Origin of the sequence: Kocuria aegyptia, from assembly GCF_039530085.1 — a bacterium.
GTDB lineage: Bacteria > Actinomycetota > Actinomycetes > Actinomycetales > Micrococcaceae > Kocuria > Kocuria aegyptia.
This window is the reverse complement of the sequence record NZ_BAAAOA010000053.1, coordinates 1-11110: the sequence shown is the minus strand read 5'-3', so window position 1 is coordinate 11110 and position 11110 is coordinate 1. Positions and strand designations below refer to the sequence as shown.

Sequence of the window (11110 nt, the reverse complement as noted above, 5' to 3'; positions counted from 1 at the left end):
GCGAGGGCGGGGTGCTGTTCTCCGGGGACACCCTCTTCCAGGGCGGCCCCGGCGCCACCGGCCGGTCCTACTCGGACTTCCCCACGATCATCGACTCCATCCGGGAGCGGCTGCTCACCCTGCCGGAGTCCACGGAGGTGCTCACCGGCCACGGGGACACCACCACGATCGGCGCCGAGGCCCCCCACCTGCAGGAGTGGATCGACCGCGGCCACTGAGGCCCGGGAACCGGCTCCGGCCGGCGCATGCAGGACGATCCCCCCGGAGGCACCCGCCTCCGGGGGGATCGTCCTGTTCGTGTCCCCGGCCGCGAACACGGACGGCGTCCCTGCTCCGGCCGGGCATCGGTTCCAGGCATCGGCTCCGGGCGATTCCAGCCGGCGGGCCGGGAGGAGCGACACCGGGGGCTGCGCCGTGGGACGACCACCGCTGATGAGCGCCCGGGGCGCGATCTCCCGGGGCGCGATCTCCCGGGGCGCGATCTCCCGGGAGCCAGATCTCCCGGGGGCCAGATCTCCCGGGGGCCAGATCTCCCGGGGCGAGACCTCCGGGGGCACGGACGGCATGCTGGTGGGGGAGGCCTGCCGTCGGCACCTCTCGGGGCCTCCCTGTGCCACAGACCTCCACGGGCCCGCCGCGAGGTAAGCCGTACCGGAAGTCCGGAGCACGGGAAGAGCCTCCGTGGTGGGCACCCACCACGGAGGCTCTTCTCGTGCCGCTGTGCCGCCGGATCTCCAGACCGGCCGGCTGCAGTTCTAGCGCAGGACGACGGTGCGGTTGCCGTGCAGGACGACACGCCCTTCGCAGTGCCACCTGACGGCGTCGGACAGGGCCTTGCACTCGGTGTCCCGGCCGGCGGCCACGAGGTCCTCGGGGCCGAAGGTGTGATCGACGTTCACGACCTGCTGGGCGATGATCGGGCCCTCGTCCAGCTCGGCGTTGACGTAGTGCGCGGTGGCGCCCACGGTCTTCACACCCCGGTCGTAGGCCTGGTGGTACGGCTTGGCCCCCTTGAAGGACGGCAGGAACGAGTGGTGGATGTTGATCACCCGTCCCTCCATCCGGGTGGCCAGCGAGTCGCTGAGCACCTGCATGTAGCGGGCCAGGACCACGAGGTCCACCTCGAAGCGGTCCACCAGCTCCAGCAGGCGCGCCTCCGCCTCGGGCTTGGTGTCCCGGGTGACGGGCACGTGGAAGAACGGGATGCCGTGCCACTCGACCAGGCGCTGGTGGTCCCGGTGGTTGGAGACCACCGCGACGATGTCCACGGGCAGCTCACCGGTCCGGGCGCGGAAGAGCAGGTCGTTGAGGCAGTGGCCGAACTTGGAGACCATCACCAGGACCCGCCGTTTCGCCTGGTGCTCGTTGAGCTCCCAGTGCATGCCGAACTGTTCGGCCACCGGGGCCAGCTTCCTCCGCAGGGCCTCCTGGTCGATGGCCTCGGCCGGGTCCGCCGGGGCCACGTGGACGCGCATGAAGAAGTGGCCCAGCCTGCGGTCGTCGAACTGCGTCAGTTCCACGATGTTGCAGCCGTGCTCCAGCAGCACGCCGCTGACGGCGTGCACGATCCCCGACTTCTCGGGGCAGTCGAGGGTCAGCACCAGCTCCGTCGAGGGCGGTGCCGTGGACACGGCCTGCGGCTGCACGAGCTGCTCAGCATTCGATGACGTTGACGGCCAATCCACCACGGGAGGTCTCCTTGTACTTGATCTTCATGTCGTTTCCGGTCTCGCGCATGGTCTTGATGACCTGGTCGAGCGAGACCGTGTGCTCGCCGTCGCCCTGGAGGGCGAGGCGCGCGGCATTGATGGCCTTGACGGACGCGATCGCGTTGCGCTCGATGCACGGGATCTGCACGAGCCCGCCCACCGGGTCGCAGGTCAGCCCGAGGTTGTGCTCCATGCCGACCTCGGCGGCGTTCTCGACCTGCTCCGGGGTGCCGCCGAGCACTGCGCACAGGCCGGCGGCGGCCATGGAGCAGGCCGATCCCACCTCGCCCTGGCACCCCATCTCCGCGCCGGAGATGGAGGCGTTCTCCTTGATGAGGATGCCGACGGCCGCTGCCGTCAGCAGGAACTCCACCACGCCGTCCTCGTCCGCCCCGGCGATGAACCGGGCGTAGTAGTGCAGCACCGCGGGGATGATGCCCGCCGCCCCGTTGGTCGGGGCGGTCACGATCCGCCCGCCGGAGGCGTTCTCCTCGTTGACCGCCAGGGCGTAGAGGTTGATCCACTCCATGGCCTGCAGCGGATCGGACGCCGGACGGACGGGATCGGCGGCGGCGGCCGCCTCGGCCTCCCGCAGCCGGGCCCGCAGGGCCGGCGCCCGGCGGCGGACCTTCAGCCCGCCGGGCAACCGGGCCTCCGTGCGCGTGCACCCGTTCTCCACGCACTCCTGCATGACGGCCCAGATGCGCAGCAGGCTCGACCGGAGCTGCTCCTCGCTGCGCCAGGACAGCTCGTTGGCGAGCATGATCCCGGCGATCGACGTCCCCTCGCGCCGGCAGTGCTCCAGGAGCTGCCGGCCCGTGGTGAACGGGAAGGGCACCTCGGTGGTGTCCTGGACGATGCGGTCCGCCCCGGACACGTCGCCGTCCACCACGAACCCGCCGCCCACCGAGTAGAAGGTGCGCTCCCGCACCAGTTCGCCGTCCGGCCCGAAGGCGGAGAACGTCATGCCGTTGGGGTGCGCCGGCAGCGACCTGCGCCGGTGCATCACGACGTCCTGCGACCGGTCGAAGGCGATCGGCCGGACCCCTGCCAGGCACAGCTGCCCGCGCTCCGTGCTCGTCCGCACCTGGTCGTCGGCCGTGTCGGTGTCCACGGTCTCCGGGTCCTCGCCCTGCAGGCCCAGGATCACGGCCTTGTCCGACCCGTGCCCGTGCCCGGTGGCCCCGAGCGAGCCGAACAGCTCGGCCCGGATCCTGGCGACCGCGTCGAGGAGACCGTCGCCGGCCAGGCCCTCCGTGAACAGCCGGGCGGCCCGCATCGGCCCCACCGTGTGGGAGGAGGAGGGGCCGATGCCGACCGAGAACAGGTCCAGGACGGACAGCGCCATCAGGGAACCTCGGGAGCCGCGTACTCCGTCATGGCGTCCAGCAGCCACCGTGCCGTGTAGTCCGCGAAGGAGGCCCGCGGCAGGATGCGGTACACCTGATCGGCGGTCTGCCACAGCAGCACCTGCACCGGTCCCAGGGTCGTGGCCACGGCGGTGCCGGCCGTGAACGCCCGGGGGTGCAGGTCCACCGGGCAGGCCTTCTCGAGCACGGAGCGGGCCGAGGGGCCGGACAGCTCGAGCGTGGTGCGGTTGGCGGAGAGGTCCACGGCCTGCCCCGGATCGGTGCCCAGCGCCCGGGCCAGTCCGGCGGCGGTGCCGGCGTCCTTGTCCGCCCGTCCTGCCCCGGTGGGAGCGATCCCCGCGGGGCCGGTGCCCTCCGGGCCGACGAGCAGGAACTCGTCGGGGCCCAGCCACAGCACGGCCGTGCCGTCCGGCGTGCCGGTGACCTGGCCGTGGCCGGTCGGCAGGGGGATCCCCGCCGCCTTGGCCACGGCATCGGCCTGTGCGGTGCCGGGGACCACACGCAGGCCCACCATGGTCAGGAAGGGGATCTCGCGCAGGGCCACGCCCCGCTCGCCCGTCACGGTCTGCGCGCGCATCTGCTCCGCGAGGTGCGAGAGCGGGCTGCGGCGCAGGGTCGTGGTGTCGGTGACGTCGTCGGTCATGAGCTGATCAGCCATCTCGGCGCTTCCCTTCGGGGTCGTAGAGCACGGGTTCGGCGAGGACGACGTCCACCAGATCACCGTCGAGCGGGGCCTGGAGCGTCTCACCGATGCGGTTGCGGCCGTTCTTCACCATGGCCAGGCCGAACGTCCGGCCCAGGGCGGCGCTGCGGTAGCTGGAGGTCACGTGGCCCTCCATGGGCACCGGACCTTCCTGCGGGGTGACGGGCGTGCCGTGGACGATCAGCTGGGCGCCCTCCGGCAGCCGGCGGTCCGGATCCACGGGCAGCACGGCCACGAGTTGCTTGCGGTCCTCGCTGGTGGCGCTGGGCCGGTCGTAGGAGCGCTTGCCGATGAAGTCCTTGGTCTTGGACACCACCCAGTCCATGCCCAGGTCCTGCGGGGTGACCGTGCCGTCGGTGTCCTGGCCCACGATCGGGTAGGCCTTCTCCGCGCGCAGCACGTGCATCGTCTCGGTGCCGTACGGGGTGATGCCGAACTCCTCCCCGGCGGCGGCCACGGCCTCCCACACGGCGAGCCCGTACCAGCCGGCCACGTTGATCTCGAAGGCCAGTTCCCCGGAGAAGGAGATCCGGCAGATCCGTGCCGGGATCCCCGAGGCCAGGGTGGTCTCGCGGAAGGCCATGAACGGGAACGCGTCCTGCGAGACGTCGAGCTCCGGGGCCAGCTTGGCGATCACGGCCCGGGACTTCGGGCCGACGACGGCGACCGTCGCCCACTGCTCGGTCACGGACGTGCACACCACGTCGAGCTCGGGCCACTCCGTCTGCAACCACTCCTCCAGCCACTCCAGGACCTTGGCGGCGCCGCCGGTGGTGGTGGTCATCAGGAAGCGGTCCTCGTCCAGGCGCAGCGTGACGCCGTCGTCGAAGACCATCCCGTCGGCGGTGCACATCACCCCGTAGCGGCCCATGCCGACCTTGAGCTTCTTGAACGCGTTCGTGTAGACCCGGTTGAGGAACTCGCCGGCGTCCTTGCCCCGGATCTCGATCTTGCCGAGGGTGGTGGCGTCCATGAACCCGACGCTCTCGCGCACGGCGGCGCACTCGCGCAGCACGGCGGCGTCCATGTCCTCCCCGGCCTGCGGGTAGTACCAGGGCCGCTTCCACTGCCCGACGTCCTCGAAGAGCGCACCGCGCGCCTCGTGCCACTCGTGGATGGGGGTGCGACGGGCAGGGTCGAACAGCTCGCCGCGCTGCCGGCCGGCGAGCGCCGCGAAGGCCACCGGGGTGTAGGGGGCGCGGTAGGTGGTGGTGCCGATCCCGCCCACGTCCGGGTCCTTCAGCGCCGCGGAGATCACGCCGATGGCGTTGACCCCGCTGGTCTTGCCCTGGTCGTTGGCCGTGGAGATCGAGGTGTAGCGCTTGACGTGCTCCACCGAGCGCATGCCCGCCCCCACGGAGCGCAGGACGTCGGCCACGGTCTGGTCCCGCTGCAGGTCCACGAAGTGGTGGCGCCACTCGCCGGGCTCCCCGGTGCGGCCCGGCACGAGCCACAGCGGACGCACGGGCTCGGACTCCGTGCTCTCCGCCTCCGGGGTCTCGGGGGTGCTGTCGAAGCCGGCCCGACGGGCCGCCTCGGCCCCGGCCGCGGCGCCCTCGGTCAGGCACCAGGACAGGTCGGTCGTGCCGTTGAGGGCCCCGACCGTCTGCTGGTCCCGCACCGGGGCGGCCGGGACGAACGCGGCGAGCCGCTCGTTCCAGGTGAGCTTGCCCTGGCGCTGGCTGTGCAGGTGCACCACGGGGGTCCACCCGCCGGAGACGGCCAGCAGGTCGGCCTCGAGGGTCCGGGTGGTTCCGGTCAGGCTGCCGTCCGCGTCGAGGGCGCTGACGACGACGCCACTGACGCGGCCGCCCTCGCCCTCGCCCAGGGTGTCGACCACGGCGCTGCCGCTGAACAGCGGCACCCCGGTGGCGGCCACGACGGCGGCCGGTCCCCCCTGGACGTCCGGGCGCGAGTCGACCACGGCGGCGACGTCCACGCCCGCGGCCACGAGGTCGGCGACCACGGCGTAGGCGGAGTCGTTGGTGGTGGTCACCACCACGCGAGACCCCGCGGCCACGGAGTACCGGTTGAGATAGGTGCGCACGGCGCCGGCGAGCATGATCCCGGGCCGGTCGTTGTTCTCGAACACGACCGGACGCTCGTGGGCCCCGGTGGCCAGCACCACCTGGCGGGCGCGCACGTGCCAGATCCGCTCCCTGGACACCGCGGGGGACGGCGGCCCGCCGAGGTGGTCGGTGCGGCGCTGGACGGCCACGATGTAGTTCGCGTCGTAGCTGCCGATCACCGTGGTGCGCTGCAGGACCGTGACCTCCGGGGCCGCAGCCAGCGCGGCGGCGGTCTCGGACACCCAGGTGCGGGCCGGCACGCCGTCGACGACCTCGTCCCGGCCGGAGAGCAGGGACCCACCGGCCTCGGGCTGCTCGTCCATCAGCATCACCCGGGCGCCGGACCGGGCGGCCTCCCGGGCCGCGGTCAGGCCGGCAGGCCCGGACCCGACCACCAGCACGTCCGTGTGGACGTACTTGCGGTCGTAGACCGCCTCGTCCGTGCGCGGGTCCAGCCGGCCCAGCCCGCGCAGGTAGGTGGCGGAGAGACCGTCGTGCAGCTCCACGGCCGTGGCCGTGAGCATGGACTCGTCGACGTCGACGCCGGAGCGGGCGGCGACCTTCACGAGCGCGTTGGGCTCCTCGACGCCGGCGGACAGGATCCCGCGCGGGCGGCCCAGGTACAACGAGTCCCCGCAGGTGATCCGGCCCGCCGCGAGCAGGGCCGAGGCGAGGGTGTCCCCGGCGTAGCCGGAGACCTGCTCACCGTCGAAGGTGAAGCTCAACGGCTTCGTGCGGTCGATGCTGCTCGCGGTGCTGCGCTCCGGGGGCAGGCGGTAGGTCTGGTCGGTCACCGGACACCTCCGATCTGGGGGGCGGGCTCGCCCATGCGGTAGACGGCCTTGATGTCGTAGGTCACGGTGTCGCGCACGACGTTGAACCAGCGACGGCACCCGGCGGTGTGCGCCCAGCGCTCGGCGAGCAGGCCCTTGGGGTTGTTGCGGTAGAAGAGGTACTCGGCCCACTCCTGGTCGGAGAGCTGGGACGGGTCCTCGGGGTAGGGCACGTGGGCCTCTCCGCCGTACTGGTACTCGGTCTCGTCGCGGGCCCCGCAGTAAGGGCACTCGATCAGCAGCATGGTGTTCCTGCCTTCTGGTGGGCGGGTCAGTGGGCCACGGCGGCAGCGCCGTGCTCGTCGATGAGGATCCCGGTCTCGAAGCGCTCCAGGGAGAACGCCTCGTTGAGCGGGTGGGCCTCGTCGTTGGCGATGGTGTGGGCGAAGGAGTAACCGGCGCCGGGCGTGCCCTTGAACCCGCCCGTGCCCCAGCCGCAGTTGACGTAGAGCTGGTCCACCGGCGTCTTGGAGACGATCGGGGAGGCGTCCAGGGTGACGTCCACGATGCCGCCCCAGGTCCGCAGCACGTGCGCCCGGGCGAAGATCGGGAACAGCTCCACGGCAGCGGCCATCTGCTCCTCGATCACGTGGAAGGCGCCCCGCTGGCCGTAGCCGGTGTAGGCGTCCACGCCGGCGCCCATGACCAGCTCGCCCTTGTGGGCCTGGGAGACGTAGACGTGCACGTGGTTGGACATCACCACGGTCGGGTGCACGGGCTCGTGCAGCTCCGAGACCAGGGCCTGCAGCGGGTGGGACTGGATCGGCAGGCGGAACCCGGCGAGTTCCGCCAGGACCGAGCTGTGCCCGGCTCCGCAGAGCCCGACCTTGCCGGCGTTGATCCGCCCGCGGGAGGTCTCCACCCCCACCACCCGGTCGCCGTCCTTGATGAAGCCGGTGACCTCGCAGTTCTGGATGATGTCCACGCCCATCTCGTCGCACTTGCGGGCGAAGGCCCATGCCACGTGGTCGTGCTTGGCGATGCCCGCGCGCGGCTGGTAGGTCGCCCCCATCACCGGGTAGCGGATGTCGTCCCCGATGTTGATGATCGGGCACAGCTCCTTGACCTGCTCCGGGCTGATCCACTCCGCGTCGATGCCGTTGAGCTGGTTCGCGTAGACCCGGCGCATCGACTCGCGCACGTCCCCGAGGGTGTGGGCCAGGTTCATCACGCCGCGCTGGGAGAAGAGGAAGTCGTACTCCAGCTCCTCGGGCAGGATCTCCCACAGCTTTAGGGAGTGCTCGTACATCGCCGCGGACTCGTCCCACAGGTAGTTCGAGCGGATGATCGTGGTGTTGCGGGCCATGTTCCCACCGGCCAGCCAGCCCCGCTCCAGCACGGCGATGTTGGTCATGCCGTGGTTCTTGGCCAGGTAGTAGGCGGTCGCGAGCCCGTGACCGCCGCCGCCGATGATCACGGCGTCGTAGGAGGACTTCGGGTCCGGGTTGTGCCACAGGAAATCCGGGTGCTCCGGCAGCAGGTCGGCCATCACAGGGCTCCGTTCAGCACGGGAGTGGTCAGGTTCGGGTAGAGCGGGAACCGCTCGGCGAGGGCAGTCACGCGGTCGCGCAGCTGCTGGGTGGTCTCCTCCGTGAGCTCACCGGTCAGCGCCGCGGCGATGATGTCGGCCACCTCCGTGAACTCGGCGGCGCCGAACCCGCGGGTGGCGAGGGCCGGGGTGCCGATCCGCAGGCCGGAGGAGACCATGGGCGGACGCGGGTCGAAGGGGACGGCGTTGCGGTTGACCGTGATGCCCACGCGGTGCAGCCGGTCCTCGCCCTGCTGCCCGTCGAGCTCGGAGTTCCGCAAGTCCACGAGCACGAGGTGCACGTCGGTGCCGCCGCTGACGAGGTTGATCCCGGTGGCCATGACGTCCGGGGAGAGCAGCCGCCGGGCCAGGATCCGGGCGCCCTCCAGGGTGCGCGCCTGGCGGTCGGCGAACTCCTGGGACGCGGCGTACTTGAAGGCCACGGCCTTGGCGGCGATCACGTGCTCGAGGGGGCCGCCCTGCTGGCCCGGGAAGACCGCGGAGTTGATCTTCTTCGCCAGTTCCTGCTTCGACAGGATCACCCCGCCGCGTGGGCCGCCGAGGGTCTTGTGCGTGGTCGTGGTCACCACGTCCGCGTACGGGACGGGGTTGGGGTGCAGCCCGGCGGCCACGAGACCGGCGAAGTGGGCCATGTCCACCATCAGGTAGGCCCCGACCTCGTCGGCGATGCGGCGGAACTCGGCGAAGTCCAGCTGCCGGGTGTAGGCCGACCACCCGGCGACGATGAGCTGGGGCCGGTGCTCGAGGGCGAGGCGCTCGACCTCGGCCATGTCGATGCGGTGGTCCTCCTCCGAGACGCCGTAAGCGGCGACCTTGTAGAGCTTGCCGGAGAAGTTCAGCTTCATCCCGTGGGTCAGGTGTCCGCCGTGGGCGAGGTTCAGCCCCAGGATCGTGTCCCCCGGGTCGAGCAGCGCCGACATGGCGGCGGCGTTGGCTTGGGCCCCCGAGTGGGGCTGGACGTTGGCGGCCTCGGCGCCGAACAGTGCCTTGAGGCGGTCGATCGCCAGCTGCTCGACCACGTCGACGTACTCGCAGCCGCCGTAGTAGCGCCGGCCGGGGTAGCCCTCGGCGTACTTGTTGGTCAGCACCGAACCCTGCGCCTCCATCACCGACAGGGGAGCGAAGTTCTCCGAGGCGATCATCTCCAGCGTGGACTGCTGGCGGACCAGCTCCTGGTCGATGGCCGCCGCGATCTCCGGGTCGGCTTCGGCCAGGTGAGTGTTCAGATCGGGCATCCCTGAGCTCCTAAACGGATCGCATGTCAATGCTGATACGAGTTTGATATATCAGCTGTGGCTCAAAGGTATGCTAGGGGTGCCGGGGTGTCAATGGATGACGGACCGCCTCCGGCGACCGCGGCCGTGGGCCACGATCCACCGCCCCGATCCAGGAGGGAAGTCATGAGCGTCACGACCATCACCGAGTACGGTCCGGAGGCCCCCGTGTCCCTGGCCGACCAGGCCTACCAGCAGCTGCGCGACCGCCTGACCATGCTCGAGATCCGCCCGGGCGCCATGATCCACGACGGCCACCTGGCCGCCGAGATGGGCATCGGCAGGACCCCGATCCGGGAGGCCCTCAAGCGGCTGCAGACGGACCATCTCGTGGTCTCCTACCCCCGGCGGGGCACCTTCGCCACGCAGGTGGACATCACCGCACTGTCCGACGTCTCCGAGCTGCGCCGCACTCTCGAGCCGCTCGCGGCTCGCAAGGCCGCGCTCACGGCCCCGCAGGACGTCCGGGAGCAGATGCTCGCCCTGGTGCAGGACCTGGGCGACCTCTCCGGCGACCGCTCGACGAACCAGGCCTTCATGCGCGCGGACCTCAGCGTGCACCGGCTGATCTACCGGGCGACCGGCAACTCGCACCTGGAGGACACCCTGACGCGGCTGGACAACCTCGCCACGCGCATCTGGTGCCTGGTGCTGGACCGGGTGCCCACGGTCTCCGGGCACGTGCACGAGCACGTCGGCCTGCTGGAGTCGATCGCCGCTGGGAACGCCGAGGAGGCCGCCGAGCTCGCCCTCGACCACGTGACCAGCTTCGAGCGCACGATGCGGAGCGTCCTGTGATCCCGCCCGGCGCGGAAGGGTCCCACCCGGCGACCCAGCCGAGCCGTGAGCACTGCGGGACGGGGTGCACGACGCCCATGCCGGCCCGCACGGGCCGGTGGTTGGGACTACGGTAGGAGACAAGGCCATTCCAGGGAGAGCGCGTCCGCCCACGGCAGCTCCCCGGCCGCGAACGGAAAGCGCGCATCACGTCATGTCCAGCACCCCTGCCTCCGTCCAGGACGAGCCCCTCTCCCTCGCCGACCGGGCGTTCCTGCAGCTGCAGGACCGCCTGATCTTCCTGGACATCCCCCCGGGAGCCCCCCTCAACGAGGGGCGTCTCTCGCAGGAGCTCCAGCTCGGGCGGACCCCGTTGCGTGAGGCGCTCAAGCGGCTCGAGTCCGAGCACCTGGTGGTCACGTACTCCCGGCGCGGGACGTTCGCCACCACCGTGGACATCACCGCGCTGTCGGAGATCTCGCAGGTGCGGGAGGTGCTGGAGCCGCTCGCGGCCCGGCTGGCGGCCGAGCGGCGCGGCGGGGACGCACGGGGCCAGCTGGAGGAGCTGCGGGACCGGCTGGTCGCAGCCGGCAGCGAGTGGCTGAACAGGGACGAGGCGCTGCGCTGGGACGTGCAGATCCACCGGGCGATCTACGCGGCGGCCGGCAACTCCCACCTGCAGGTCACGCTGGAGCGCTACAGCAACCTCGCCACGCGGATCTGGTGCGTCGTCGCGGACCGCATCCCCCAGCTGCAGGAGCACATCACCGTCCACAGCGATCTGCTGGGCGCGGTGCTGGCGGGCGAGGCGGAGCAGGCCGAGGCC

The 11110-nt window shown here is 71.5% G+C and carries 10 protein-coding genes; 3 read left to right on the top strand and 7 right to left on the bottom strand.

Features of this window, described 5'->3' with window-relative positions:
• Positions 1 to 218: MBL fold metallo-hydrolase (locus ABD220_RS17890; RefSeq protein ID WP_344124851.1), on the top strand; the 218-nt coding region annotated here is incomplete at its 5' end.
• A gap of 537 nt (positions 219 to 755) precedes the next feature.
• Here ABD220_RS17890 and purU read toward each other — a convergent pair.
• From purU to glyA, 7 genes are read right to left on the bottom strand one after another with little or no spacing between them, the layout of a single operon-like run.
• On the bottom strand, positions 756 to 1646 hold the full coding sequence (gene purU / locus ABD220_RS17885; protein ID WP_344124850.1) for a formyltetrahydrofolate deformylase: 891 nt from the start codon (positions 1644 to 1646) through the stop codon (positions 756 to 758).
• A 7-nt stretch (positions 1647 to 1653) separates the two neighbouring features.
• Entirely contained in the window at positions 1654 to 3057 is a 1404-nt protein-coding gene (locus ABD220_RS17880) for an L-serine ammonia-lyase (RefSeq protein ID WP_344124849.1), read from the bottom strand.
• Entirely contained in the window at positions 3057 to 3737 is a 681-nt protein-coding gene (locus ABD220_RS17875) for a sarcosine oxidase subunit gamma (protein WP_344124848.1), read from the bottom strand. The genes ABD220_RS17880 and ABD220_RS17875 overlap by 1 nt, the downstream gene beginning before the upstream one ends.
• The gene (locus tag ABD220_RS17870; protein ID WP_344124847.1) at positions 3730 to 6645 is read right to left on the bottom strand and encodes a sarcosine oxidase subunit alpha family protein; all 2916 of its coding nucleotides are present in this window, start codon (positions 6643 to 6645) and stop codon (positions 3730 to 3732) included. Before ABD220_RS17870 ends, ABD220_RS17875 begins: the two co-directional genes overlap by 8 nt.
• Positions 6642 to 6929 carry a sarcosine oxidase subunit delta gene (locus ABD220_RS17865; RefSeq protein ID WP_344124846.1) on the bottom strand — a complete coding sequence of 96 codons (288 nt, stop codon included), beginning with the start codon at positions 6927 to 6929 and terminating at the stop codon, positions 6642 to 6644. The genes ABD220_RS17870 and ABD220_RS17865 overlap by 4 nt, the downstream gene beginning before the upstream one ends.
• A 26-nt stretch (positions 6930 to 6955) precedes the next feature.
• Complete coding sequence (locus tag ABD220_RS17860) at positions 6956 to 8173, bottom strand: sarcosine oxidase subunit beta family protein (protein ID WP_344124845.1); 1218 nt, start codon at positions 8171 to 8173, stop codon at positions 6956 to 6958.
• Positions 8173 to 9468: a serine hydroxymethyltransferase gene (gene glyA / locus ABD220_RS17855; RefSeq protein ID WP_344124844.1), complete on the bottom strand. Its 1296-nt coding sequence runs from the start codon at positions 9466 to 9468 to the stop codon at positions 8173 to 8175. Before glyA ends, ABD220_RS17860 begins: the two co-directional genes overlap by 1 nt.
• Before the next feature lie 165 nt (positions 9469 to 9633).
• Here glyA and ABD220_RS17850 point away from each other — a divergent pair, with 165 nt between their 5' ends.
• The gene (locus tag ABD220_RS17850; RefSeq protein WP_344124843.1) at positions 9634 to 10305 is read left to right on the top strand and encodes a GntR family transcriptional regulator; all 672 of its coding nucleotides are present in this window, start codon (positions 9634 to 9636) and stop codon (positions 10303 to 10305) included.
• Between the two features lie 193 nt (positions 10306 to 10498).
• On the top strand, positions 10499 to 11110 hold a 612-nt coding region (locus ABD220_RS17845; protein WP_344124842.1), incomplete at its 3' end, for a GntR family transcriptional regulator.

Bases quoted from the DNA above. Each gene is read 5' to 3' on its own strand.
- ABD220_RS17850 (WP_344124843.1), top strand. From the start codon at position 9,634: ATGAGCGTCACGACCATCACCGAGTACGGTCCGGAGGCCCCCGTGTCC.
- ABD220_RS17860 (WP_344124845.1), bottom strand. From the start codon at position 8,173: ATGGCCGACCTGCTGCCGGAGCACCCGGATTTCCTGTGGCACAACCCG.
- glyA (WP_344124844.1), bottom strand. From the start codon at position 9,468: ATGCCCGATCTGAACACTCACCTGGCCGAAGCCGACCCGGAGATCGCG.
- ABD220_RS17880 (WP_344124849.1), bottom strand. From the start codon at position 3,057: ATGGCGCTGTCCGTCCTGGACCTGTTCTCGGTCGGCATCGGCCCCTCC.
- ABD220_RS17875 (WP_344124848.1), bottom strand. From the start codon at position 3,737: ATGGCTGATCAGCTCATGACCGACGACGTCACCGACACCACGACCCTG.
- ABD220_RS17865 (WP_344124846.1), bottom strand. From the start codon at position 6,929: ATGCTGCTGATCGAGTGCCCTTACTGCGGGGCCCGCGACGAGACCGAG.